The organism is Streptomyces sp. NPDC059010 (genome assembly GCF_042740355.1).
In the GTDB taxonomy this organism is placed as follows: Bacteria; Actinomycetota; Actinomycetes; order Streptomycetales; family Streptomycetaceae; genus Streptomyces.
Genome location: NZ_JBHYJA010000015.1, coordinates 38,685 through 62,318, shown reverse-complemented (window position 1 = coordinate 62,318; position 23,634 = coordinate 38,685). Strand labels below are relative to the sequence as shown.

Sequence of the window (23,634 nt, the reverse complement as noted above, 5' to 3'; positions counted from 1 at the left end):
GCCGCCGCCCCCCGGCCCCCCTCTGGTGGGGTCGCGGCCGGCCCGCGCCGTTTCCGCCCCCCGCCCGCCCGGCGGGGGGGGCCCCGCCCGCGCGCCCCCCCCCCCCCCCCCCCCCCGGACTCGTACTCCTCACCCAGCTCCCTGCGGGCCTGCAGAGAGGCGTTGAGTTCCTTCTTGAGCTCGGTGTCCCGCGCGTCCATTCCGGTCATGCGATCCACGGTAAGGAGCGGTGCGGGCGCTCGCACTGGGGTTAGCCCCCCTGTTCCGCAGGGGGCGTGCCCGCGTGCCCTCACTTCACCAGGCCGTGCTCCTTCGCGTACGCGTCCGCCACGTCCTCCGGGTCCTTCTTGTCCTTGTCGACCTGCCGGTTCAGCTCGGTGAGCTGCTCGGTGGTCAGGGTGTTGCCGAGGCGGGCCAGGGCCTTGCGGACGGTGGAGTCGGCCTTGCGGTCGGCGATCAGGGGGACGACGTGCTGGCCGGGGATGAGGTTCTTGGGGTCGGTCAGCACCACCCAGTCGTTGGCCTGGATGTCGGTGTCGGTGGTGAACAGGTTCGCCACGTCCACGTCGCCCTTCTTCAGGGCGCCCTTCACGAGCGGCCCGGAGGAGTCCAGGGACTTGAACTCCTTGAACTCCACCCCGTAGACGTCCTTGAGGCCCACCGCGCCGACCTCGCGCTTCTTCACCTCGGGCGCCGCCCCGATCACCAGCTTGCCGTTCTGCTTCCTGAGGTCGGCGAGGGAGGTCAGGCCGTACTTCTCGGCCGTCTCCCGGGTGACGACGAAGGCGTCCGAGTCCTCGGCCATGCCGTACGGCAGCACCTGGAGGCCGCTGGGCAGGGCGATGGTGAGGGCGTTCTGCATCTCGCCCTCCTCCGTCGCCGTCGCCTTGGGGGCGACGTAGTGCAGCAGGGCGCCCTGGTACTCGGGGAGCAGGTCGATGTCGCCGCCCTTGAGGGCGGGGATGAGGATCTCGCGGGTGCCGAGGTTGGGGCGGACGTTCACCTTCACACCGGCCGCGTCGAGTACGGCGGCGTAGAGGTAGCCGAGTACCTGGTTCTCGGTGAAGTTGGCGGTGCCGATGGTGAGGCCGCCCTTGCTGGAGCCGCCGCCGGAGCCGGCGGATCCCCCGCCTTCGAGGGAGGTGATGCCGCTGGAGCAGGCCGCGAGGGCGGGGACGGTGGCGGCTGCGAAGAGGCCGCCGAGGAGCGCGCGTCGGTTCATCGGGAGGTTCATCGAGAGGTCCCTAGGCAGTGCGGTGGCGGAAGAGGAAGCGCTGGAGGCCCGAAAGGGCCAGGTCCAGGACCACGGCGACCACGGCGACCAGCACCGCGCCGCCGAGCACCTGCACGAGGTCGCGCTGGGCCAGGCCGTCGAAGACGTAGCGGCCGAGGCCGCCGAAGGAGACGTACGCGGCGATGGTGGCCGTGGCCACGACCTGGATCAGTGCCAGCCGCAGGCCCGTCATGATCAGCGGGAGGGCGAGGGGCAGCTCCACCTGGAAGAGGACCTGGTGGCCGCGCATGCCCTGGCCGCGTGCCGCGTCCTTCACGTCCGGGTCGACGGCCGTCATCCCGGCGTAGGTGTTGGTGACGATCGCCGGGACCGCGAGGGCGACCAGTGCGACGTAGACCGGCAGCATGGACAGCCCGCCGGCCAGGAAGACCAGCACGACCAGGCCGACGGTCGGCAGGGCGCGGCCGAAGGACGCGAGGTTGATCGCGACGAAGGCGCCCTTGCCGGTGTGGCCGATCAGCAGGCCGAGAGGAAGGCCGATCGCGGCCGCGATGAGCGTGGCGAGCAGGGAGTACTGGAGGTGTTCGGCCAGGCGGTGCGCGATGCCGTCCGGGCCGGTCCACTGCTCGCTGCCGACCAGCCAGGCGCCGAGGTTCTCGAAGAGTTCGTACATGTCAGGCTCGCCGCCTCCGCCAGGGGGTCAGGACGTACTGCAGGGCGACCAGAGCCGCGTCCGCGACCACGGCCAGGAGCAGTGTGAGGACCACTCCGACGATCACCGGGGTCGGGAAGTTGCGCTGGAAGCCGTCGGTGAAGAGCTGGCCGAGGCCGCCGTCGCCGATGTAGGTCGCGACCGAGACCAGGGAGATGGACATGACGGTCGCGATCCGGACGCCGGCCATGATCACGGGGAGCGCGAGCGGGAACTCCACGGTGAGGAGGGTGCGCAGCGGGCGGGTGCCCATCGCCTTCGCCGCCTCCTTCGCCTTCACCGGGACCGAGTCCAGGCCCTCGACCGTGTTCCGGAGCAGGACCACCAGCGTGTAGACCGTCAGGCCGATGACGGTGGTGGTGCGGGTGAGGCCGGAGACCGGGAGCAGGAGTACGAAGATCGCGATCGACGGGATCGTGAACAGGACGTTCGACAGACCCAGCAGGAAGCCGCGCAGGGGGCGGATCCGGTGGGCGATCACCGCGAGGGGCAGGGAGATCAGGACACCCAGGAAGACGGCGGTGAGCGCGGCCTGGAGGTGGGAGATCGTCAGGGTGGTGAGGTCGTCGGTGTGGTCGCCTATCCACGACCAGTCGACGGTCATGCCGCCACCCGGGCTTCCGAGTGCGCCCGGCCCGCGTGCTCGTGGATGGCGTCGCGGGAGGTGACGCCGGTGAGGACGCCGTCCGCGTCGACGCGGGCGATCAGGCCGGTGGGGGAGGCGAGGGACTCGTCGAGCGCCGCGAGCAGGGAGTCGCCGTCCCTGAGCGGCCGTACGGGGATCTCGGCGCCCTGCGAGTCCTTCGACGCCCAGTGCAGGGGCTTGTCCGCCGCGTCCAGCACCAGGCTCCAGTCGCCGCCCTCCGGTGCCGGGCTCTGCGGGACGCCCGCGAGGGTGCGCAGGGACAGCAGCTTCAGGCCGCGCTCGGCGCCGAGGAAGTCGGCCACGAAGTCGTCGGCGGGGCGGGCGAGGAGTTCGGTGGGGGAGGCGCACTGGACGAGGTGGCCGCCGGTGCGGAAGATCGCGATCTGGTCGCCGAGCCGTACGGCCTCGTCGACGTCGTGCGTGACGAAGACGATGGTCTTGCTCAACTCCTTCTGGAGGCGCAGGAGTTCGTCCTGGAGCTGGGTGCGCACGACCGGGTCGACCGCGCCGAACGGCTCGTCCATCAGCAGCACGGGCGGATCGGCGGCGAGCGCGCGGGCGACGCCGACGCGCTGCTGCTGGCCGCCGGAGAGCTGATGCGGGTAGCGGCGGCCGGTCTCGGCGGGCAGGCCCACTGTTTCGAGGAGCTCGGCCGCCTTCGTGCGGGCCCTGCGGCGGCTCCAGCCGAGCAGCAGCGGCACGGTGGCGATGTTGTCCAGCACCGTGCGGTGCGGGAACAGGCCCGCCTGCTGGATGACGTACCCGATGGAGCGGCGCAGCTCGGCGGCGTCCTGGCGGGTGACGTCCTTGCCGCCGACCTTGATGGTGCCGGAGGTCGGTTCCACCATCCGGTTGATCATCCGCAGGGTGGTCGTCTTGCCACAACCGGAGGATCCGACCAGGACGGTCACGCCGCCCTCCGGCATCTCCAGGGAGAGATCATGGACTGCTGTCGTGCCGTTGGGGAAGCGCTTGTGGACCGCGTCGAACTGGATCATGAGATGTCCCTTGCCCGGCTGTATAACGTCATGCAGAGTTCTTGGTAGCTGAATAGGTTGTCAACGGGTTGGTGTAAATCCGAAGTAACGGATGACCGAAGAGCAAGACGGGATGTCCTGATTGAGGGGAGTTCGGGCTTGATGTCGTCTCGGATCGTGGACGCGCCGGAGGCCGTGCCCTCCGGCTACACCGGACTCGTCGTCCTCGACGGAATCGGGCTCGGCGTCGAGGACGTCGCACGCCTCGCCGACGGGGCCGCGCGGCCGGTCCCGTCGACCGACGCGATGAAGCGGGCCGAGGAGTCCTGGGACGCCGCCCGCCTCATCGCCGCGACGGGGCGCGTCTACGGCCGCTCCACCGGCGTGGGCGCCAACCGGAACGAGGACGTGCCCACCGACGCCGCCGCCGAACACGGCCTGCGTCTGCTGCGCAGCCATGCCGGGGCCATCGGCGAGGAACTGCCCGCCCGACAGGTCCGGGCCATGCTCGCCGTCCGCGCCAACCAGTTGCTGGCCGGTGGCGCGGGCCTGCGCCCCACCGTCATCACCGCCCTGTGCGAGGCGCTGGAGAGCGGCGCCCACCCGGTCGTGAACGAGTTCGGCTCGGTCGGCACCGGCGACCTCGCGGCGCTCGCGCAGACCGGCCTCGCGCTGGCCGGTGAGCATCCCTGGCGAGGCTCCGGGGCGCCGCAGCCGCAGCCGCTGGACAACAACGACGCCCTCGCGTTCATCAGCAGCAACGCCCTCACCCTCGGCCAGGCCGCCCTCGCCCTGCATGAACTGCGCGGTCTCGTCGCCGCCACCCAGGTCGTCGCCGCCCTGTCACTGCTCGCGGTCGACGGCTCCCACGAGGCGTACGCCGCCCCCGTGCACACCGCCCGGCCGCACCGGGGGAGCACCGAAGTCGCCCGGCGGATGCGGGAGTTGATCGGGGCCGAGGACCGCCCGACCCCGCCACTGGGCCGGATCCAGGACCCGTACGGCTTCCGCTGTCTGCCCCAGATCCACGGCCCGGCGCACGACGCGGCCGACGCCCTGGAGGAGGTGCTCGCGGTGGAGATCAACGCCGCCGCGGAGAATCCTCTTATCTCCCCCGAGGACATGGCGGCCTACCATCACGGCGGCTTCTACCAGGCCCAACTGGCCCTCTCCCTGGACCACTTCAGGCTGGCCCTGACCCAGGTGGCCCGCCTGTCGACGTCCCGCCTGTCCACCCTGAACGAGCCCGCCTACACCCGCCTCAAGCCCTTCCTCGCCGACCATGCGCCCGCCTCGTCCGGCGTGATGATCCTGGAGTACGCCGCCGCGGCCGCCCTCGGTGATCTGCGCGCCTTCTCCGCCCCCGCCTCGCTCGGCCACGCTGTACTCTCCCGGGGCGTGGAGGAGCAGGCCAGCTTCGCCTCGCTCGCCGCGCGGCAGACACTGCGTGCGTGCGGCGCGTACCGTCTCGTCGTCGGCTGTGAACTGGTCGCCGCCGTACGGGCGTTGCGTCAGCGCGGCCTCAGGCCCGAACCTGAGCTTCCGATCGGCCGGGCGATGGAGCTGGCCGAGTCGGTGCTCGACGACGACCTGGCCGACCGTCCGCTCACCGACGACGTGACGGCGGCGGCCGCACTGCTGGACCGGTTCACGGAGATCTGGAGGGGGAGCGCGGCATGAGCGCGGACAGGAACACCCACGGGACGGACAGCCCCGCCGCGCGGTTGCAGGCGCTCTTCGAGGGGCACCGGCTCACGCCCACCCAGCGGCGCATCGCGCACAGCATGGTGCGGCGGGCCGCCGACGTGCCCTTCCTGTCCAGCGTCGAACTGGCCGAGCTGGCCGGGGTCAGCCAGCCGTCCGTGACCCGCTTCGCCGTCGCCCTCGGCTTCGACGGCTACCCGGCGCTGCGCAAGCACCTGCGCGAGGTCGCCCCCGTCGAGCAGGCGGCGGACACCGGCTCGTACAACGAGTACCAGCAGGCCGTCGAGGCCGAGATCGAGAACCTGCGGCATCTGGCGGAGGTGCTGGCCGACCCGCGCCCGGTGCAGAAGGCCGGACGGCTGCTCGCCGCCTCGCGCCCGCTGCCGGTGCTCGGCCTGCGCGCCGCCGCCTCCCAGGCGTACGGCTTCTCGTACTTCGCCGCCAAGGTCCACCCGGACGTACGGCTGCTGGACGAGGGCGGCACGATGATCCAGGACCGTATCGACGCCGCCGTACGGGCCGGCGCGAGCGCCCTGCTCTGCTTCGCGCTGCCCCGGCATCCGCGCGAGGTTGTGGACACCCTCGCCCACGCCAAGGAGGCCGGGCTGACGGTGGTGACCGTCGCCGACTCCGCGTTCGCGCCGGTCGCCAAGGTCTCCGACCTGCTGCTGCCCGCCGCCGTCGGCACGGGCCTCGCCTTCGACACGGCCTGCGCGCCGATGCTGCTGGGCCGGGTCCTGCTGGAGGCCATGTGCGACGACCTGCCGGACGCCCAGGCGCGGCTGGAGGAGTTCGACGCGCGGGCGGCGGCCCGGGGGCTGTTCGTCGAGTGAGGTCCTGACCCGTTCTTAAGGCTCGTCTCACGTTCGCTGGCTAGCGTGCGCGCACAGCATCTGGACAGACGGGAGGCGGGACGTGGCACGCGCAGGTGGACAGGGGCTGGCTCGGGTGGCCGTCGTCGTACGGGCCGGGGCGGCGCCGTTGTGGTGGCTCGGGGTGTTCGCGGCCGGCATCGGGGTGCTGGTGCCGGGGCTGACGGGACGCCGGATCGGGGTGCTGGCGGGGGCGGCGCTGTTCATCGTCGCCGTGCCGGTCGTGGCGTACGCCCGCCGCAAGCGGTACGCCGCCCTGAGCCGCTCGGCCGCCCGGGCCGGCAAGCACGATGTGCTCCAGGACCGTGCCGTGGCCGTTCGCAACTGGCGCCGGGGCCACCGCTGGTGGCTGCTGCTCGCGTTCCTCGCCGCGCTGGGCAGCGCGTTCGCGGTTCCGGCGGCGGGCGGGATGCTGCTGGCCGGGTGCGGGGCGGGGCTGTGGCTCAAGGCGTCGTGGCTCGGCCGGCGGGAGCGGGCCGAGAACGCCCTGCTGTGGGTGCGGGTCGACTGGCTCGACGGCCGGGGCGGCCGGCCGGCGGGCAGGGCCGTGAAGGCCTACCGCAGTACCGGCATCGCCGCGGGCGACGCGGCCCCGGGCGGGGGCCGCCGCCGCACCGCGGCGCTCGTGTAGGTCAGCGGGGCAGGTGGGTCAGGTAGGTCCGGTGGGTCAGACCTCCAGGTCCTCCTCGATCTTCTTCAGCTGGTGCCTGGCCATGGCGAGGTTGGCCCGCTTGGCGTCGAGGACCAGGTAGAGGAAGAGGCCGTTGCCCCCGCGCCCGGTGATCAGCCGGATCAGGTGGTACTGGTCGGAGAGCGTGATCAGGATGTCCTCGATGCCGCCCTTGAGGCCGAGGTGCTCCATCGTGCGCATCTTGGAGCGGACCACGTCCGTGTTGCCCGCGGCGGCGACATTGAGGTCGAAGCTCTTGCCGCCGCCCAGCGTGCCGAGCGCCATCCCGCTGGTGTAGTCGACGAGCGCGACGCCGGTCGCACCCTCGATGGAGGCGAGGCATTCCTTCAGGGTGGTCTCGGTGTTGGCCATGATGGGGGTTCCTCTCAACTGTCGGTGGTGGTGGTACGCGCGTTGGCGGTCGTGGTGCGTGCGGAACGCGCGGTTCTCGTGCGGGTGGGCATGGACTTGGCGGGCTCCTTGGCCTCCTTCGGCTCCTTGGCGGAGCTCTTGGCGGGGCTCCTGCGGGGCGGCGCCGCCTCCGCGTCGACGAGCTCGCCGATGCGGGCACCGGCGCGGCGGCCCTCCAGATGCAGTCGGCCGACGTTGACGCCGTCCTTGGCGAGCAGCGTCAGCACGGCGGTCTCGCCCGCGGCGTACGTCGCCACATAGCCGTCCACCCCGCGTACCAGCAGTTCACGGAAGTCGCCCCGGCCGGTCGCGTCCGTCATGCGCTGCGCGACACCGAGTGCGGCGGCGGTCAGCGCGGCGAGGCCGTCCGGTTCGACGCCGGGTGTGTCGTGGGCGAGGACGAGGCCGTCCACGCCGGCCGCGAGCGCCCCGGTCAGCTGGGGCACACGGGCTCTGAGCCGGCGGAACTCGTCGAGTAGCGGGGCCTCGGCCGCCATCAGGTTTCTCCTCTCGGCACGGGACCGCTGCGGCGGGCGCGGCACCCCGACCGGCTCGCGGTCCTCGAAGGGTTTGCGGTCAAAGGGCCTCCAGCGCATCCCTGACCCTCTTCAGCAGCGCGATGTAGGGATCGGCGGCGTCGGGTGGGTGGTCCTCCATGGGCGGCGGCTGCGAGGACACGAGCCCCGCCGCGGCCAGCCGCCGTATGTGCACCAGCGTGTGGAACGCCGGTCTGCCCAGCTCCCGCGCGATGTCCGTGGCCCGTCGCACGCCGTCCACCCTCGCGAGTACGGCGGCCTGCCGGGACGGGACCGCCGGGGCCGCGACCGGGTCGGCCCGGATCAGCGGCGCGGCGTCCGTCGCCGGGTCGGGCCAGATACGGCGCAGCAGGGCGCGCCGGCGCAGCGTCTCGCGCTCCAGGTCGTCCACCGCCACGGGATGCACGGAGGCGAGCCAGTGCGCGGTGCCGTAGCGGAAGCGGCCGGGCGCGCTGCTGGGGGCGAGAGCGAAGTACGCGGCGTCGTACAGCGCGCTCACCTGGGCCAGCTCCAACGCCCCCGGCGGGAGGCCGCGCCGCAGGAGCCGCTCCTCGTCGGCGTTGTCCTCGGCGTCCTGCCAGGTCTCGACGTCGAGCGCGCCGTGGGTCGTCAGGAGCAGGCCGAGGCTGGGCGCGAGCGGGCTCTCGGCGTGCACCACCTGGCCGTCCACGAGGTGGATCGCGCCGTGCTCACGGGCCAGGACGCCGGTGGCCCGCTCCTCGGCGAGCCGGGTCAGCATCGGCGAGACCACGCCCCGCGCCCGTTCCCGGGCCGCCGCCGCGTCCCGGACCGGCAGCTGCGGCGGCGGGGTGGTTCCGACCACGGTCATGCCAGCACCAGCCGTTCGGCCATCTCGCCCAGCCGGATGCGGGCCAGCGCGAGGTTGCCGTCCGAGCGGGCCAGCCACAGGTAGAGCACCACGCTGCTGTCGAACGTCGTCGGCACGAACCGCAGCACGTGGTAGCTGTCCCGGTTGCTGAGGATCACGTCCTCGACCGGCGGATCCACGTCGTCGGAGCCGTCGGCCGGCCCGAACGCGTGCTGCTCGGCGGCCAGCCGCGCCAGCTCCGCGGCCTCGGCGGCCGCCGTCTCGTGGTCACCGCCCGGAGGGTCGCCCACGGTGCCCAGGGCCAGCCCGCTGGTCCAGTCGACCAGGGCCGCCCCCCGTGCACCGGGCAGCCTCATCGTCTCCAGCAAGCACTCGTCGATTCCGGGCACCGTCGCTCCCCTCCCGCCTGGGGTTCGCCTGAGTGACGTTGAAACTACGCAACGTGTGTGCGGCGAGTGAGCGTTCGGGCATTTTCCGGTGGAACATGCGCGGAGTGGCTAGGGTGGGTCAACTGAGCCTGTTTTCGAGCCAGTTGATCGTGTACGGCTTACTGCCCGACGCCGGTCTTCATCAACGGCGCTTCGGCGCGGGCAGGGTGGTGAGCGAAGCGGCGTGCGCCCCTCCTGATTCGGCCACGATCTCGTCGAGCGACTGCGGCTCACGCACCGTCGCGAAGGCGATGCCCCCGGCGTCGTCGGACGCGAAGCCGTAAATGCCGGGCCGGGCAAGGGAGTTGTAGGCGTAGTGGTGCGCGAAGTAGTACGCCCCCGTGTCCGTCGCCGCCGCGAAGTCGCCCTGCTCCAGCAGTGGCAGCGCGCACGCCTCGGCCAGCAGGTCGCCCGAGAAGCAGGCCGGCCCCGCCACGTCCTGCACCACGGCCGGCCCCTCCTTCGGGCGCCCCTTGCCGTCGTACGCCGCGATCCGCAGCGGCCAGCTCCCCGGCGCGTACACCGTCCGCGTCGCCACCTGCACCCCCGCGTGCGTGACCGCCACCGGCCGCCCGCCCGCGCTCTTGGCGTACTCGACCCGCGCCACGATCGTCCCGTGCTTGGCCAGCAGCGACCGGCCGAACTCCGTGACCAGTCCGTAGCGGCCGTCGAACAGCCCGGGCACCGCCTCGCTCAGCAGCCGCGCGTACTGCGCGTACGTCGGTGTGGTGGCGTCCGAGGCGAAATTGACCGGCAGCCCGCCGCCGATGTCGAGCGTGTCGATCTGCCGCCGTCCGATCCGCCGGTTGATCTCCTCGGCGAGGGCGTACGTCTGGGCGACCCCCTGCGTCATCAGCGACAGCGGGATGCCCTGCGAGCCGGTGTGCGCATGCAGCCGGGTCAGCCACGGGCGGTCCTGATATGCCCGCACGACCCACTCCCGCGTCCCCTCGTCCCGCAGCGCCACCCCGAACTTCGATGTCGCCGTCGCCGTGGACGTCGCCTCGATCGAACCGCCGCCGACCTGCGGATTCACCCGGATCCCGAGCGGCGAGCGACTCCCGGCCGACCTCACCAGGGCGTCGATCCGGTCCAGCTCCTGCGGGTTGTCCGCGTTGACGGCGATGCCCAGCGCCAGCGCCTCCCGCAGCTCGGCCGGGGTCTTGGCCGGCGAGTCCAGCACCGTCATCTCCGGACGCAGCCCCGCCGCCCGCGCCAGAGCCAGCTCGCCCGGGCTCGCCACCTCCGCCCCGATGCCCTCCTCGCGCAGCAGCCGCAGCACCGGCACCAGCGGGGTCGCCTTCACCGCGAAGGCGTGCAGCACGGGTGTCCCCGGCGCCACCACCGCGTCGAACGCCGCCCGCAGCGCCACCGCCGACTCCCGGATGCCGGTGACGTCCAGCAGGCCGACGATGGGGGAGTCGGGCCCGAGCAGCCCCTGCTCCACGGCCGCCCGCACCGCCTCGTCCCGCCGCGCCGCCCGGTCGGCGTCATACGCCGGGATCCCGATCCCCCTGGCCATTCGGTCGTTCACCACATTCCCCGTCGCGTCGTCGTACGAGCCCTGGCCCTTTCGGCGAGCCCCAGCCCTTTGTACGGGGCCGAGCTCTTTGTATGGGCCCATGCATCCAGCCAAACACCCGGAACGCGCACGCGCTGGCGCACGGATGTATTGACTAGTTCTATTCAGACGGTCAGGATGTGAATATCCACCTCAACAGTTCCACCCCCGACAGTTCGCAGTCACAGCCCGCTGGGAGGCAGACCATGTCAGGACCCCGCCCCGTCCGGTCACCGCGCGGTACGGAACTGAGTGCCCTGGGATGGCAGCAGGAAGCCGCCCTGCGGATGCTGCAGAACAACCTCGACCCCGAGGTCGCCGAGCACCCCGACAAGCTCGTCGTCTACGGCGGCACCGGCAAGGCGGCCCGCGACTGGCGCTCCTTCGACGCCATGGTGCGCACGCTGCGGACCCTCAAGCAGGACGAGACGATGCTCGTCCAGTCCGGCCGCCCCGTCGGCGTCATGCAGACCCACGAGTGGGCCCCGCGCGTCCTCATCGCCAACTCCAACCTCGTCGGCGACTGGGCCAACTGGGAGGAGTTCCGCCGCCTGGAGCAGCTGGGCCTGACCATGTACGGCCAGATGACGGCCGGGTCCTGGATCTACATCGGCACCCAGGGCATCCTCCAGGGCACCTACGAGACCTTCGCCGCCGTCGCCGCGAAGAAGTTCGACGGCACCCTCGCCGGGACCATCACCCTCACCGCCGGTCTCGGCGGCATGGGCGGCGCCCAGCCGCTCGCCGTGACCATGAACGACGGCGTCGCCATCTGCATCGACTGCGACCCGCGCGCCATCGAGCGCCGCATCGAGCACCGCTACCTGGACGTGAAGGCCGACTCGCTCGACCACGCCCTCCAGCTCGCCACCGAGGCCCGTGACGCCCGCCGCCCCCTCTCCATCGGCGTCCTCGGCAACGCCGCCGAGCTGGTCCCGCAGCTCCTCGCCATGGGCGCGCCCATCGACATCGTCACCGACCAGACCTCGGCCCACGACCCGCTGGCCTACCTGCCGCTGGGCATCGCCTTCGAGGACATGGCCGACGCCGCCGCCAAGGACCCGGCGGGCTTCACCACCAGGGCCCGCGAGGCCATGGCCAGGCACGTCGAGGCCATGGTCGGCTTCATGGACGCCGGCTCCGAGGTCTTCGACTACGGCAACTCCATCCGCGGCGAGGCCCAACTCGCCGGATACGACCGGGCGTTCGCCTTCCCCGGCTTCGTCCCCGCCTACATCCGCCCGCTGTTCTGCGAGGGCAAGGGCCCCTTCCGCTGGGCGGCCCTCTCTGGCGACCCGGCCGACATCGCCAAGACCGACAAGGCGATCCTCGACCTCTTCCCCGAGAACGAGTCCCTCGCCCGCTGGATCAAGATGGCCGGCGAGCGGGTCCACTTCCAGGGCCTGCCCGCGCGTATCTGCTGGCTCGGCTACGGCGAGCGGGACAAGGCGGGCGAGCGCTTCAACGACATGGTGGCGAGCGGCGAGCTGGCCGCGCCGCTGGCGATCGGGCGCGACCACCTGGACTGCGGTTCGGTGGCCTCCCCCTACCGCGAGACCGAGGCCATGCTCGACGGCTCGGACGCGATCGCCGACTGGCCCCTGCTGAACGCCATGGTGAACGTGGCCTCCGGTGCCTCCTGGGTGTCCCTCCACCACGGCGGCGGCGTCGGCATGGGCCGCTCCATCCACGCCGGCCAGGTGACCGTGGCCGACGGCACGAAGCTCGGCGGCGAGAAGATCCGCCGCGTGCTGACGAACGACCCCGGCATGGGCGTCATCCGGCACGTGGACGCGGGCTACGACATCGCGGAGTCGGTCGCCGACGAGCGTGCGGTTCGGGTTCCTATGCGCGAGGGTGACGACGCGTGACTCAGCATCTGGGCGGGCACGGCAACTCTCCGGCGGGGGCCGAGGCTTCGTCGCCGGGTGCGGGTCCGGCTGTGCCCACCTTGGCTCACTCTCAGCCTGGCGGCGCCTCCTTCCACGAGATGTGGCGCGAGCTGCTCCCCATCGGTCGGCACCCCGACTCCCGCGGCTACCGTCGCTTCGCCTGGAGCGGGGCCGACCTCGACTGCCGGGCCTGGTTCAAGGACCAGGCCGAGGCGCGCGGGCTCACCTACGAGGCCGACCGCAACGGCAACCAGTGGGCCTGGCTCGGGGACCCCGCCGCCGGGGACGCCGTCGTCACCGGGTCACATCTCGACTCCGTGCCCGACGGGGGCGCCTTCGACGGGCCCCTGGGCGTCGTCTCCTCCTTCGCCGCGCTCGACGAACTGCGCGGCAGGGGCGTGGACCTCGCCAGGCCCCTCGCCATCGTCAACTTCGGCGACGAGGAGGGCGCCCGGTTCGGGCTCGCCTGTGTCGGGTCGCGGCTCACCGCCGGGCAGCTCACCGTGGAGAACGCCCATCGGCTGACCGACGCGGACGGAGTCAGCCTGCCCCGGGCCATGGAGTCCGCCGGGTACGACCCCGAGACCATCGGCGCCGACCCGGAACGGCTCGCCCGCATCGGTGCCTTCGTCGAACTGCATGTCGAGCAGGGCCGCGCCCTAGACCTGTCCGGCGACCGGGTCGGCATCGCCAGCGCCATCTGGCCGCACGGCCGCTGGCGGTTCGACTTCCGGGGCGAGGCCAACCACGCCGGGACCACCCGGCTCGCGGACCGGCGCGACCCCATGCTGTCGTACGCCGAGACGGTGCTCGCCGCCCGCCGGGAGGCCGAACTCGCCGGCGCCGTGGCCACCTTCGGCAAGATCGCCGTCGAGCCCAACGGCGTCAACGCCATCCCCTCCCTGGTGCGCGGCTGGCTCGACTCCCGGGCCGAGGACCAGGCGAGCCTCGACCGAGTGGTCGGCGGCATCGAGAAGGCCGCCCGGGAGTACGCGGCGGCCCACGGCATCGACCTCGATGTCGTCCGGGAGTCCTTCACGCCCGTCGTCGAGTTCGACCACGCCCTGCGCGACGAACTGGGCCGCATCCTGGGCAAGGACACCGACATCACCGTCCCCGTCCTGGGTACCGGTGCCGGACACGACGCCGGAATCCTGTCCGGGACCATCCCGACGGCCATGCTGTTCGTACGCAACCCCACGGGCGTCTCGCACTCCCCGGCCGAGTTCGCCGCCGAGGACGACTGCGTGGCCGGAGTCATCGCCCTCGCCGACGTACTGGAAGGACTGGCCTGCACGTGACGCCCACCGAGCGGACCCGTACGTACTGGCTGGAACACGCCTGGCTCGACACCCACGTCGAGCCGGGCGTCGCCCTCACCGTGTCCACAAGCGGCTCCGCCGCGGGCCGGGACGGCCGCATCACCGCCGTCCGCACGGACGTCCCCACCCCGCCCCCGGGAGCGGAGCCCCTGCGCGGCCTCACCCTCCCCGGTCTGGCCAACGCCCACTCGCATGCCTTCCACCGCGCCCTGCGCGGCACCGTCCAGGTCGGCTCCGGCACCTTCTGGACCTGGCGCGAGACCATGTACGCCACGGCCGCCCGGCTCACCCCGGAGACCTACCACGCCCTCGCCCGCGCCGTGTACGCCGAGATGGCGCTGGCCGGGATCACCGCGGTCGGCGAGTTCCACTACGTCCACCACGCCCCGGGCGGCACCCCGTACGCCGACCCCAACGCGATGGGCGAGGCCCTCATCGAGGCCGCCGCCGAAGCCGGTATCCGGATCACCCTCCTCGACACCGCCTACCTCTCCTCCGGCTTCGGACAGGCCCCCAACACCCACCAGCTCCGCTTCTCCGACGGCGACGCCGACGCCTGGGCCGAACGCTGTTCAGTTCTCAAGGAACGGGATCACGCACGGATCGGGGCGGCGATCCACTCCGTACGGGCCGTGCCCGCCGACCAGTTGGAGACCGTCGCGCGGTGGGCAGAGGAACGGCGGGCACCGCTCCATGTGCACCTGTCCGAGCAGACCGCCGAGAACGAGGCGTGCCTGGAGGTCCACGGCTGCACCCCGACCCAGCTGCTCGCCCTGCACGGCGTCCTCGGACCGCGCACCACCGGCGTCCACAACACCCACCTCACCGCCGAGGACATCTCCCTCATCGGCGGCAGCGGCACCGGCACCTGTATGTGCCCGACCACCGAGCGGGACCTCGCGGACGGCATCGGCCCCGCCGTCGCCCTGCAGAACGAGGGCTCCCCGCTCTCCCTCGGCTCCGACAGCCACGCCGTGATCGACCTGCTCGAAGAGGCGCGCGCGATGGAGCTCAACGAGCGCCTGCGCACCCGTACGCGAGGTCACTGGACGGCGGCGGCCCTCCTACGGGCGGCCTCGGCCGACGGACACGCCGCCCTCGGCTGGGACGACACCGGCACCCTGGAGCCCGGCGCCCGCGCCGACTTCACGACGATCGCGCTCGACTCGGTCAGGACGGCAGGGCCGCTTCCGCGGCTCGGGGCCGAGACGGCCGTATTCGCCGCGTCGGCAGCAGACGTGTCGCATACGGTCGTGGCAGGTCGGCACGTCGTACGGGACGGGGTCCACACCCTCGTACCGAATGTGCCGCAAGCCCTCGCGGACGCCGTCGAAGCCCTGCGCGGATGACGCCGGGACGGCCCGGATCCTCCGCCCCCGAACCCGACACCGCCGACCAGGCAACCAAGGACGCCATGAGCAACGCGACGACCGTCAGCCCCGCCCACTCCGCGAGCACCGCAAGCACGCTCATCACCAACATCGCCGCCCTGGTCACCAACGACCCCTCCCTCGGATGGGGGTCCCCCCGTTCGAGCAAATTCGAGAATGGGGGAGGATCCCCCCTCGGACTGATCCAGGACGCGGCCGTCGTCATCGAAGGCGACCGCATCGCGTGGACCGGTGATCAAAGCAAAGCACCCGCCACTGACAATCGGGTCGACGCGGGCGGCCGGGCGGTCGTCCCCGGCTTCGTGGACTCCCACTCCCACCTCGTCTTCGCCGGTGACCGGACGCAGGAGTTCAACGCCCGGATGTCGGGGCGGCCGTACAGCGCGGGCGGCATCCGCACCACGGTCGCGGCCACCCGGGCCGCGAGCGACGAGGAACTGGAAGCCAACCTCACCCACTACCTCGCCGAGGCCCTCCGCCAGGGCACCACCACCTTCGAGACCAAGTCCGGCTACGGCCTGACCGTCGAGGACGAGGCCCGCGCCCTGCGCATCGCCGCCGCCCACACCGACGAGGTCACCTACCTCGGCGCCCACATCGTCTCGCCGGACTTCGCCGACGACCCGGCCGGCTACGTCGCCCTCGTCACCGGCGAGATGCTCGACGCCTGTGCCCCGTACGCCCGTTGGGTCGACGTCTTCTGCGAGAAGGGCGCCTTCGACGGCGACCAGGCCCGTGCGATCCTCACCGCCGGCAAGGCCAAGGGCCTGCACCCCCGCGTCCACGCCAACCAGCTCACCTACGGCCCCGGCGTCCAGCTGGCCGTCGAGCTGGACGCGGCCAGCGCCGACCACTGCACCCACCTCACGGACGCGGACGTCGACGCCCTGGCCAACGGCCGTACGGTCGCCACCCTGCTCCCCGGCGCCGAGTTCTCCACCCGCGCCCAGTGGCCGAACGCCCGCCGCCTGCTCGACGCGGGCGTCACCGTGGCCCTCTCCACCGACTGCAACCCGGGCTCGTCCTTCACCTCCTCCGTCCCCTTCTGCATCGCGCTGGCGGTACGGGACATGGGGATGACCCCGGACGAGGCGTTCTGGTCGGCCACGGCGGGCGGCGCCGCGGCCCTGCGCCGCGACGACATCGGCCGCCTCACCCCGGGCGCCCGCGCGGACCTGCTCCTCCTCGACGCCCCGAGCCATGTGCACCTGGCGTACCGGCCGGGCGTGCCGCTGGTCAGCGAGGTCTGGCGACGGGGCGTGCGCGAGGCCTGAGCAGCAGAGCCCTCAGCACGGGTCTCCTGACGAGAAAAGCCTGATCAGGAGGCCCCGGCCCGCCACCGCTGGCGCGCGTCCCCGTCCACCGGTTCCAGCCACAGCCCGTCACCGGCATCCCCGTACGCCGTCACCGCCGTCTCCAGCGCGATGGCGGGCCGGATCGCCCCGTCGCCGTCCACCACGAACTGCAGGTTCCGCCCGTTGGACCCGTAGACCGAGTCACACGTCCAGATCCCGACGCCCCGGTCCGTCGAACCCCGGCTGTCCAGGCAGAAGTCGGGATCGGCGGCCGACTGCACCACACCGCGCTCGGCGTCGACGCGCCAGCGCTGTGTCCGGGACGAGTTGCAGGGGGACGTGACCACGTCGGTGCCGTTGAAGAAGGCTCCGCCCACGTCCAGGCACAGCCCCGAGTCCACGTTCACGACCTGGGCGTATGTGCCGTTCGGCGGATGGGTCGGAGTCGGCTTGGGGGATGGCGGTGGCTTCGGGCGGGCCGTCTTCGACGGGGCCGGGCGCTTCGTCGGACTCTTGGTGGGAGAGGGCGACTTGGTGGTGGGCGAAGGCGACGGGCTCGCCGACACCGTGGCCGTCACGGTCACCGCCACCGGCGGCACGCTCACCGGGGTGCCGACCGAGCTCACGGGTTCCTGCGACGACGAACCACCCTGCGCCACCAGGAACAGCACCAACGGCAGCATCGCCACACCGAGGGCGGCCGACACCAGCACGACCCGGCGGCGGTCCCACGGCCAACTTCCCTCCGGCCAGCCTCCCTTCGCGACAATGGCGACGCCCTCCCGCTCGCCCGCGACATCCGCCGCATACGACGTCCCACCCCAGGGCAGCAGCCCTTCCGCCAGCGCCGTGCGCGGGGAGTCCCGCAGGGCCGACAGTTCCTCGTACGCCGTAGTGCAGTGCGGGCAGTGCACCATGTGAGCGTGCAGGTCGGCGCTGTCGCGGGGACCGTCCGGCCGTACCGACTCCTCGATGAGGCGGCCGAAGTCGGGGCAGTCGAGGCCGTCGGAGGCGGCGAGGCGGGCGCGCAGACAGGCGCGGGCCAGCTGCTGGAGCGCCGGGGCGATGCCGTAGGCGACGTCCGCGCGCGTGAGGCCGAGGAGACCGGCGGTGTGTTCCACGGGTTCGCGCTCCACGACGCCGTACCAGATCAGGCCCTGGGTGCGGGACGGCAGCGTCTGGAACGCCGTGAGCATGGGCGGGACCGGACCGGCGGGGCCGGCCGTGTTCAGGACGAGCAGCAGCCCCGCGTCCAGGCCCGCCGCCCGCTCGTCCATCGCCCAGGTCCCCGCCAGACGGGCGGTCAGCAGCAGGAGTTGGTGCCGCCAGGGCAGACCGTGATCGATGCCGCGCGCGGTCTGGCGGGCCGCGAGCGTGAACGCCTGGGCCGCCAACTGCCGTGCCATGGAGTCGTTCGGGGTGCACACGCGCGCGTAGGTGAGCACGGACGTGTGATGGCGGGCGCGCAGTTCCTGGAGCGCCGTGTACGCGGTGGCCGTGTCGGCGCGCAGCAGCTCGGTGAGCCGTGCGTCGGACGCGCCCGCGTGGATCCCATGACCACGGTCCCCACCGTCACCGTCACCGGCCCGAGCCATCCGCCTGCCTCCTCGCAGCCTTGCGACCCGTCCGGAGTTCTGACTTACCGGCGGGTATGACGGCTCATAGTGAAGGAAGGGGAGCTTTGGGGAAAGGGTTTCTGTGGGTAACCCCTGAACGCACTGTGCCCGGTGCCCTGCCGACAGATTCGGCGGGGCACCGGGCACAGTGCACGTCAGCGCGAGGGAGCGTCCGCTCCTCGCCGGTCATTCCTCGACCGTCAGACCCTTCCGGAGCCGGACCAGTGTTCGGGACAACAGTCGCGACACATGCATCTGCGAGATGCCGAGTTCGTCGCCGATCTCCGACTGGGTCATGCCCGCGACGAACCTCAGGGAGAGGATCTTCCGGTCCCGGGGCGGCAGGTCGGCGATGAGCGGCTTCAACGACTCGACGTACTCGATGCCTTCGATGCCGTGGTCCTCGTAGCCGATCCGGTCGGCCAGCGCGCCCTCGGCGTCGTCCTCCTCGGGCTGGGCGTCCAGCGACGAGGCGGTGTACGCGTTCGACGCGGCCATGCCCTCGACGACCTCGTCGTTGGTCAGCCCGAGCCGCTCGGCCAGTTCCGCCACCGTCGGGGCGCGGTCCAGCTTCTGGGCCAGCTCGTCACCGGCCTTGGCCAGGTCGAGCCGGAGCTCCTGAAGCCGGCGCGGTACCCGCACCGACCACGAGGTGTCGCGGAAGAAACGCTTGATCTCGCCGACGATGGTCGGCATCGCGAAGGTGGGGAACTCCACGCCACGGCTGAGCTCGAAGCGGTCGATCGCCTTGATCAGGCCGATGGTGCCGACCTGGATGATGTCCTCCATCGGCTCGCTGCGCGAGCGGAAGCGGGAGGCGGCGAACTTGACCAGGGCGAGGTTGAGTTCGACGAGCGTGTTGCGGACGTACGAGTATTCGTGGGTGCCTTCCTCCAGCGACTCCAGCCGCTCGAAGAGGGTCTTGGACAGGGCCCGCGCGTCCACCGGCCCCACCTCGTCGTACGGCGGGATGTCCGGAAGCCCGGCGAGTACGTCGTCCTGTTCGAACTCCTGGCCGAGGCCGGGTTCGGGGTGTACGTCGCTGCTCTGCGCGATGGGATCCAGATGTTCCGGTCGGGGTGCCGACGTCGCGTTCTGGGTATGCGAGGCGTCGAGCCGGGGTGACATGATGTCCTCCATCGTTCTCGGCATATGGCTGCCGGAGCCTGTGAGTGCACTGCGGTGTGCGGCGCCTCCAAAGCCGGCCGAGTCGGTTACGTGTCTCTACTAGCCCTACCCGGTTTCCCGAGCTCACCGCAAGTGCGCTGTGTTCCGAAATGTCCGTTTCTGGGTGGATGTTCGGGTGTTGGGGGGCGTAGGGAGGGCGTAGTGTTCGAGAGCGTGAGTCAGCAGCCACGACGTCGGGAGTGAGACACGGCATGGACCGCGGGACGGTCGGCAGCGCACAGTCTGGCCGACTTCTGGTCGAGGTGCGGCAAGAGGGCTCCAGTGCCGTCGTGACCCCGGCGGGTGAGTTGGATCACCACACCGCCGATTTGTTGCGTGAGCCACTCGACGACTGCCTCTCCAAGGGCTTCAGCCGACTGGTCGTCGACTGCTCGCGCCTTGAGTTCTGTGACTCCACGGGGCTGAATGTGCTGCTCGGGGCGCGCCTGAAGGCGGAGGCCGCCGGTGGCGGGGTGCATCTCGCGGGCATGCTGCCCGCCGTTGCGCGCGTGTTCGAGATCACGGGGGCTTCCGCGGTCTTCACGGTCCACGACTCGCTCGACGATGCCCTGGCCAACGAGTCCGACGGGTCCGGTTGACCCCTCGCGTCCGGCGCTGCATCAGACGTCACATCATTTGTGCCGAATACGGGGGTGTTCCCTCGGTCCGGTCGGGCAGGAGAGACCCTGAACCTGTCGGCTGTGATGTCCGCCACCGAGGGGTGGGGGACTGTGACCGACGTATCAGGCAAGGACTTGTGTACGGGCGTACTGACTCTGCGTACTTACTTCGAAATCGTGTTGAACGTTGAACTGGTGAATCGGTGAATCGGTGAGGTGAAGCGCTGATGAGCACCACCCGGCCCTTCTCGCCGGGCGACCGCGGCCCCGAGCCCAGCGGCGCTTCCGGGGCGTCCGAGGGGCCCGAGTCGTCCGTCGAACCGTCGGCGGGGCCTCAGGTCCGCCGACTCGACTTCGCCGGGCAGAGCGGTGTCGTCCCGCTCGCCCGCGACTTCGCGCGGCAGGCGCTGTACGCGTGGGGCTGGCTGCCCGCCGCCACCGCCGACCAGCGGGCCGCGGCCGAGGACGTGCTGCTCGTCGTCTCCGAGCTGGTCACCAACGCCTGTCTGCATGCCGACGGGCCGGCCGAGATGCTGATCGCCTGCGACAACAAGGTGATCCGGATCGAGGTCTCCGACAAGGGCACCGGCCAGCCCGCACCCCGCACCCCGCACCGCGCGGGCCGCCCCGGCGGTCACGGCATGTTCATCGTGCAGCGGCTGTGCCTGGACTGGGGGGTCGTGAGGGCGCCGGGCGTCTCCGGAAAGACGGTGTGGGCGGAGCTGGGCGCTCCGGCGTAGGGCGCGCCTGCGGCCGTACGGAAGATTCGTTTCCGCTTCCGGTGCGGACCCGCGGTCAGGCGCCGCCTCGGGTTACCCGGGGTCACCCCCACGGGTCCGCCCTCCACTCGAACCCCTTCTCTCACACGCCGGATCGCCACAACTCCGGCGTGCACCGTGTCTTCCTTCCTCAAGTCCCCGGGCGTACCTTGACGGCCCGATCTGATGTGCCGTCAGGAATTGAGGGGACCGTGTCGAAGCAGAAGCGAACCGCCGCGCTCGCGACCGCCGCGGCCCTGGCCGGCTCGGCGGTGTTGATGGCCGCCCCCGCGGCCCGGGCCGAAGTCGTCGACGTCAACTACGCCTGCAAGACGCCCATCGGCGACAAGAGCGCCGTCTCGCCCATCGACATCAAGGGCGTCAAGAGCGGCAGCGGCTACAAGGTCACCATGTCGTGGCAGAAGGGCGTCTCGTCCAGCCCGGTCGAACTGGGCAAGGGCGCGATGAACCCGAGCGCCACCATCAAGCTGGGCGGCGCCGACAGCGGCACCATGAACGTGACCGGCCCGGCCAACCAGGAGGCGATTCCCGCCAACACCCCCATCAAGATCAATGACTTGACGGGCACGTACACCCCGAAGAAGACCGGCAAGGTCACCTTCACGGCGGGCATCCTCACCATCAAGGCCCTCGGTACGACCACCACCTGCACGCCGACCAACAGCCCCGGGCCGTCGCTGAGCCTCGACGTGACGGCGGCGGGCGGCGGCGGGGCCGACAGCGGACCCCAGAGCGGCTCCGGTTCCGGCTCCGAACTCCCGCAGACCGGCCCCGAGGACTCGGCGATCGCGCTGGGCACCCTCGGCGGCACGGTCCTGCTGGCGGGCGCGGCGGGCGCGCTGTGGCTGACCCGGAGGAGGCAGGCGGTACGCCGCTGAACTCCCCCGTATGCCCGCTCGTCGCCCGACCACCGCCCCTCAGCGAGGCGCTTCGCGCCGCACCTCCTTGCCGGAGCCGCCGATGTCGTCAGCCGCCCGTGTCCTGTGCCTGCCTCTGCTGCTTCCGCTCCTGCTGGCGGCCGCCCCCACTGCGGCCGCCACCGGGACCTGGACCGTCGCGCCCTCCGGCGGCGGGCGCCCGTCCTTCTACACCGAGGGCGAGCCCGGCACGGTGCAGCGGGACACGGTGTCGGTGACGAACCGCGGCGCCGGGCCGGTCACCGTGCGGCTGACCGGCACCGGCGTGCCGATCGCCTTCGCCGAGAGCCGGGTGCGGATCCCGGCCCGCACCCGCGCCGAGGTCCCCTTCACGGTGACCGTCCCGACGGGCACGTCCCCCGGCGACCGTGACGCCGCGATCGTCGCCCGTGACACGGCGGGCCACGCCAGGACCGTCCCCCTCCGGCTGCGCGTCACCGGCCCCGAACTGTCCGCGCTGACCGTCGAGCACCTCGCGATACACGCCGACGGCATCACATACGAGCTGGTCAACAGGGGTACGACGCCTCTCACCCCGAGCCTCGCGGTGCGCGCCGACGGTGTCCTCGGCCGCCTCCTCGACCGCACCCCGCGCACCCTCCCCGTCGACCTGCCCCCGGGCAGCCGCACCAGGCTCACCGAGCCATGGCCCGACCGCCCCGCGCTGGACGCGGTCGACGTCCGGCTGACGGTGACGGCGGCGGGCGGCGCGAGCGACACGGCTCAGGCGTCGGCACGGTTCGTGCCGTGGGGCGCGGTGGCGGGGGCCGCGGGGTGCGCGGCGACGGTGGGCGCCCTCTTCGCCGTACGACGTCGAAGGCGCCGTAAGCCGTACGGCGGCGGCGGTGCGGCGGACGTAGTGCAACAGCCCCACGCGGAAGCCGAGTTGACGGGAGCGGGGACGTGAGCGGCAGGGTGCGGATCCCGGTGTGGGCGGCGCTGGTGGCGGTGCTGGCGCTGCTGTTGCCGCCGATGGCGGCCATGGGCGCGGCGGCGGCCGACGGTCCGCCGGTCGTGCGGCTGTCCAAGTCGCAGGCGGGCACGGGCGGGTCGATCACCGTGACCGGCAGCGGCTGGCGGGCGCGCACGCTGCTGATGATCCTGATCTGCGGCCAGTCGGTGCCGTCCTCCGGCGTCACCGGTGGCACCAACTCCTGTGCCAACTCCGACGGCAGGGCCGTGACGACGGACGCCGAGGGGCGGTTCAGCCGGAAGCTGCCGGTGGCCGAGCCGCCGGTGCCGTGCCCGTGCGTGGTGCACGTCGCGACGGTGACCGGGGCGAAGGCCGAGGCCGACGCGATCTTCCAGGTGGCCGGGCACGCGGTCGAGCCGCTGCCCGCCGAGCCGACGGGCGGGCGGCTGTCGGTCCTCACGGACACCCGGCTGGACGGCTCCGGCGGCCTGCTGACCTGGTTCGGCGCACCGCCGTCCCGGACGCTGGTGTTCACGGTCGGCAACGTCGGCACGTCACCCGTCAGGAACCCGGTCTTCCAGGTCGGCACCTCCCACGGCGTGTTCGCCCCGCAGTGGGAGGAACAGCAGTGGCGCGGCACGATCCGGCCCGGCAAGAAGGCACGGATCGAACTGCCGGTGGAACTCGCCGCCGGGGCGCACGGCGACTACACCGTCTCCCTGAAGTACGGCGGCAAGGTGATGGCCGAACAGCCCTGGGGCGTGGGCCGGCCCTGGGGCGTGACGCTGTTCTGGGTCCTGGTCTGCCTGGTCGTACCGGCTGCGCTGTTCCGCGTCGGGATGGCGGTGGTGGACCGGGTACGGCCGCGCCGGACCGCCCGGCGCCGCGGCCTCCGGCTGTCCGAACTGGCCCTGCGCATCCCGGGGTTGAAGCCCCGGGAGGAGGCGAGGCACGCCCTCTCCTCCCCTCCCTCGACCCTGCCGTGGTTCACCCCGGACAACGACCCGGGCACGGCCGGTCGGCTCTCCGCACCGCACGACGACAGCCCGACGAGTCCCACGACTCCGACCACGAAGGGATCCACGTGAGCATGCGAAGGAGAGTCACACCGGCCGGGCCCCGGAGCCCCGGCGGCCCCCGCA

At 72.1% G+C, this 23,634-nt stretch carries 23 protein-coding genes; 12 read left to right on the top strand and 11 right to left on the bottom strand.

Annotation, left to right across the window (positions count from 1 at the left end; genetic code table 11):
• Positions 1-289: 289 nt before the first annotated feature.
• Genes ACFWYS_RS18025 through ACFWYS_RS18010 form a run of 4 tightly spaced genes read right to left on the bottom strand, consistent with a single transcriptional unit; the run spans position 290 to position 3,590 of the window.
• Positions 290-1,222: an ABC transporter substrate-binding protein gene (locus tag ACFWYS_RS18025; RefSeq protein WP_384769280.1), complete on the bottom strand. Its 933-nt coding sequence runs from the start codon at positions 1,220-1,222 to the stop codon at positions 290-292.
• Positions 1,223-1,244: 22 nt separating this feature from the next.
• Entirely contained in the window at positions 1,245-1,907 is a 663-nt protein-coding gene (locus ACFWYS_RS18020) for an ABC transporter permease (protein ID WP_384769277.1), read from the bottom strand.
• A 1-nt stretch (position 1,908) separates the two neighbouring features.
• On the bottom strand, positions 1,909-2,550 hold the full coding sequence (locus ACFWYS_RS18015; RefSeq protein ID WP_272114920.1) for an ABC transporter permease: 642 nt from the start codon (positions 2,548-2,550) through the stop codon (positions 1,909-1,911).
• On the bottom strand, positions 2,547-3,590 hold the full coding sequence (locus ACFWYS_RS18010; RefSeq protein ID WP_384769273.1) for an ABC transporter ATP-binding protein: 1,044 nt from the start codon (positions 3,588-3,590) through the stop codon (positions 2,547-2,549). Before ACFWYS_RS18010 ends, ACFWYS_RS18015 begins: the two co-directional genes overlap by 4 nt.
• A 141-nt stretch (positions 3,591-3,731) precedes the next feature.
• Between ACFWYS_RS18010 and ACFWYS_RS18005 the strand changes: the two genes are divergently transcribed.
• The 3 genes from ACFWYS_RS18005 to ACFWYS_RS17995 all read left to right on the top strand — a co-directional run bounded on the left by ACFWYS_RS18005 (position 3,732) and on the right by ACFWYS_RS17995 (position 6,776).
• The gene (locus ACFWYS_RS18005; protein ID WP_384769270.1) at positions 3,732-5,249 is read left to right on the top strand and encodes an aromatic amino acid ammonia-lyase; all 1,518 of its coding nucleotides are present in this window, start codon (positions 3,732-3,734) and stop codon (positions 5,247-5,249) included.
• Positions 5,246-6,106 carry a MurR/RpiR family transcriptional regulator gene (locus ACFWYS_RS18000; RefSeq protein WP_384769267.1) on the top strand — a complete coding sequence of 287 codons (861 nt, stop codon included), beginning with the start codon at positions 5,246-5,248 and terminating at the stop codon, positions 6,104-6,106. The genes ACFWYS_RS18005 and ACFWYS_RS18000 overlap by 4 nt, the downstream gene beginning before the upstream one ends.
• 82 nt (positions 6,107-6,188) lie before the next feature.
• Entirely contained in the window at positions 6,189-6,776 is a 588-nt protein-coding gene (locus tag ACFWYS_RS17995; RefSeq protein WP_384769264.1) for a hypothetical protein, read from the top strand.
• Positions 6,777-6,812: 36 nt separating this feature from the next.
• Here the strand turns inward: ACFWYS_RS17995 and ACFWYS_RS17990 are convergent, their stop codons facing one another.
• The 5 genes from ACFWYS_RS17990 to ACFWYS_RS17970 form a co-directional block, all read right to left on the bottom strand.
• Entirely contained in the window at positions 6,813-7,187 is a 375-nt protein-coding gene (locus tag ACFWYS_RS17990) for a hypothetical protein (RefSeq protein WP_384769261.1), read from the bottom strand.
• 14 nt (positions 7,188-7,201) lie between these two features.
• Positions 7,202-7,723, bottom strand: coding sequence for a roadblock/LC7 domain-containing protein (locus tag ACFWYS_RS17985; protein WP_384769258.1), 522 nt, complete (start codon positions 7,721-7,723; stop codon positions 7,202-7,204).
• Between the two features lie 79 nt (positions 7,724-7,802).
• Entirely contained in the window at positions 7,803-8,591 is a 789-nt protein-coding gene (locus ACFWYS_RS17980; RefSeq protein ID WP_384769256.1) for a transcriptional regulator, read from the bottom strand.
• Positions 8,588-8,980 carry a hypothetical protein gene (locus ACFWYS_RS17975; RefSeq protein WP_384769253.1) on the bottom strand — a complete coding sequence of 131 codons (393 nt, stop codon included), beginning with the start codon at positions 8,978-8,980 and terminating at the stop codon, positions 8,588-8,590. The genes ACFWYS_RS17980 and ACFWYS_RS17975 overlap by 4 nt, the downstream gene beginning before the upstream one ends.
• A 181-nt stretch (positions 8,981-9,161) precedes the next feature.
• The gene (locus tag ACFWYS_RS17970) at positions 9,162-10,541 is read right to left on the bottom strand and encodes a diaminopimelate decarboxylase (protein ID WP_384769250.1); all 1,380 of its coding nucleotides are present in this window, start codon (positions 10,539-10,541) and stop codon (positions 9,162-9,164) included.
• A 245-nt stretch (positions 10,542-10,786) separates the two neighbouring features.
• Between ACFWYS_RS17970 and hutU the strand changes: the two genes are divergently transcribed.
• The 4 genes from hutU (at position 10,787) to hutI (ending at position 16,459) form a co-directional block, all read left to right on the top strand.
• Positions 10,787-12,451 (top strand): urocanate hydratase, encoded by a 1,665-nt coding sequence (gene hutU, locus ACFWYS_RS17965; RefSeq protein ID WP_384769247.1) that lies wholly within the window; start codon positions 10,787-10,789, stop codon positions 12,449-12,451.
• A 119-nt stretch (positions 12,452-12,570) separates the two neighbouring features.
• Complete coding sequence (locus tag ACFWYS_RS17960) at positions 12,571-13,773, top strand: allantoate amidohydrolase (protein WP_384769649.1); 1,203 nt, start codon at positions 12,571-12,573, stop codon at positions 13,771-13,773.
• Positions 13,770-15,143, top strand: coding sequence for a formimidoylglutamate deiminase (locus ACFWYS_RS17955; RefSeq protein WP_384769244.1), 1,374 nt, complete (start codon positions 13,770-13,772; stop codon positions 15,141-15,143). The genes ACFWYS_RS17960 and ACFWYS_RS17955 overlap by 4 nt, the downstream gene beginning before the upstream one ends.
• The gene (hutI, locus tag ACFWYS_RS17950; protein WP_384769241.1) at positions 15,140-16,459 is read left to right on the top strand and encodes an imidazolonepropionase; all 1,320 of its coding nucleotides are present in this window, start codon (positions 15,140-15,142) and stop codon (positions 16,457-16,459) included. The genes ACFWYS_RS17955 and hutI overlap by 4 nt, the downstream gene beginning before the upstream one ends.
• Positions 16,460-16,503: 44 nt before the next feature.
• Here hutI and ACFWYS_RS17945 read toward each other — a convergent pair whose 3' ends face one another.
• Positions 16,504-18,075: a ricin-type beta-trefoil lectin domain protein gene (locus ACFWYS_RS17945; protein WP_384769239.1), complete on the bottom strand. Its 1,572-nt coding sequence runs from the start codon at positions 18,073-18,075 to the stop codon at positions 16,504-16,506.
• A 207-nt stretch (positions 18,076-18,282) separates the two neighbouring features.
• A complete protein-coding gene (locus tag ACFWYS_RS17940; protein ID WP_384769236.1) occupies positions 18,283-19,236 on the bottom strand; it encodes an RNA polymerase sigma factor SigF in 954 nt (317 codons plus the stop codon).
• Positions 19,237-19,475: 239 nt separating this feature from the next.
• Between ACFWYS_RS17940 and ACFWYS_RS17935 the strand changes: the two genes are divergently transcribed.
• From ACFWYS_RS17935 to ACFWYS_RS17915, 5 genes are all read left to right on the top strand, one after another.
• The gene (locus tag ACFWYS_RS17935) at positions 19,476-19,862 is read left to right on the top strand and encodes an STAS domain-containing protein (protein ID WP_384769234.1); all 387 of its coding nucleotides are present in this window, start codon (positions 19,476-19,478) and stop codon (positions 19,860-19,862) included.
• A gap of 248 nt (positions 19,863-20,110) precedes the next feature.
• Positions 20,111-20,623, top strand: a complete 513-nt coding sequence (locus ACFWYS_RS17930; protein ID WP_384769232.1) for an ATP-binding protein — start codon at positions 20,111-20,113, stop codon at positions 20,621-20,623.
• A 230-nt stretch (positions 20,624-20,853) separates the two neighbouring features.
• Entirely contained in the window at positions 20,854-21,540 is a 687-nt protein-coding gene (locus tag ACFWYS_RS17925; protein WP_384769229.1) for an LPXTG cell wall anchor domain-containing protein, read from the top strand.
• 82 nt (positions 21,541-21,622) lie between these two features.
• A complete protein-coding gene (locus tag ACFWYS_RS17920) occupies positions 21,623-22,486 on the top strand; it encodes a hypothetical protein (protein ID WP_384769226.1) in 864 nt (287 codons plus the stop codon).
• Positions 22,483-23,580: a hypothetical protein gene (locus tag ACFWYS_RS17915; RefSeq protein ID WP_384769223.1), complete on the top strand. Its 1,098-nt coding sequence runs from the start codon at positions 22,483-22,485 to the stop codon at positions 23,578-23,580. The genes ACFWYS_RS17920 and ACFWYS_RS17915 overlap by 4 nt, the downstream gene beginning before the upstream one ends.
• Positions 23,581-23,634 lie beyond the last annotated feature (54 nt).

Coding starts and splice junctions, on each gene's coding strand:
- ACFWYS_RS18010 (WP_384769273.1), bottom strand. CDS start 3,590: ATGATCCAGTTCGACGCGGTCCACAAGCGCTTCCCCAACGGCACGACA.
- ACFWYS_RS17940 (WP_384769236.1), bottom strand. CDS start 19,236: ATGGAGGACATCATGTCACCCCGGCTCGACGCCTCGCATACCCAGAAC.
- ACFWYS_RS17930 (WP_384769232.1), top strand. CDS start 20,111: ATGAGCACCACCCGGCCCTTCTCGCCGGGCGACCGCGGCCCCGAGCCC.
- ACFWYS_RS17985 (WP_384769258.1), bottom strand. CDS start 7,723: ATGGCGGCCGAGGCCCCGCTACTCGACGAGTTCCGCCGGCTCAGAGCC.
- ACFWYS_RS18020 (WP_384769277.1), bottom strand. CDS start 1,907: ATGTACGAACTCTTCGAGAACCTCGGCGCCTGGCTGGTCGGCAGCGAG.
- ACFWYS_RS17935 (WP_384769234.1), top strand. CDS start 19,476: ATGGACCGCGGGACGGTCGGCAGCGCACAGTCTGGCCGACTTCTGGTC.
- ACFWYS_RS18000 (WP_384769267.1), top strand. CDS start 5,246: ATGAGCGCGGACAGGAACACCCACGGGACGGACAGCCCCGCCGCGCGG.
- ACFWYS_RS17980 (WP_384769256.1), bottom strand. CDS start 8,591: ATGACCGTGGTCGGAACCACCCCGCCGCCGCAGCTGCCGGTCCGGGAC.
- ACFWYS_RS18015 (WP_272114920.1), bottom strand. CDS start 2,550: ATGACCGTCGACTGGTCGTGGATAGGCGACCACACCGACGACCTCACC.
- ACFWYS_RS17970 (WP_384769250.1), bottom strand. CDS start 10,541: ATGGCCAGGGGGATCGGGATCCCGGCGTATGACGCCGACCGGGCGGCG.
- hutI (WP_384769241.1), top strand. CDS start 15,140: ATGACGCCGGGACGGCCCGGATCCTCCGCCCCCGAACCCGACACCGCC.
- ACFWYS_RS17990 (WP_384769261.1), bottom strand. CDS start 7,187: ATGGCCAACACCGAGACCACCCTGAAGGAATGCCTCGCCTCCATCGAG.
- ACFWYS_RS18025 (WP_384769280.1), bottom strand. CDS start 1,222: ATGAACCGACGCGCGCTCCTCGGCGGCCTCTTCGCAGCCGCCACCGTC.
- ACFWYS_RS17945 (WP_384769239.1), bottom strand. CDS start 18,075: ATGGCTCGGGCCGGTGACGGTGACGGTGGGGACCGTGGTCATGGGATC.
- hutU (WP_384769247.1), top strand. CDS start 10,787: ATGTCAGGACCCCGCCCCGTCCGGTCACCGCGCGGTACGGAACTGAGT.
- ACFWYS_RS17960 (WP_384769649.1), top strand. CDS start 12,571: ATGTGGCGCGAGCTGCTCCCCATCGGTCGGCACCCCGACTCCCGCGGC.
- ACFWYS_RS18005 (WP_384769270.1), top strand. CDS start 3,732: ATGTCGTCTCGGATCGTGGACGCGCCGGAGGCCGTGCCCTCCGGCTAC.
- ACFWYS_RS17920 (WP_384769226.1), top strand. CDS start 21,623: ATGTCGTCAGCCGCCCGTGTCCTGTGCCTGCCTCTGCTGCTTCCGCTC.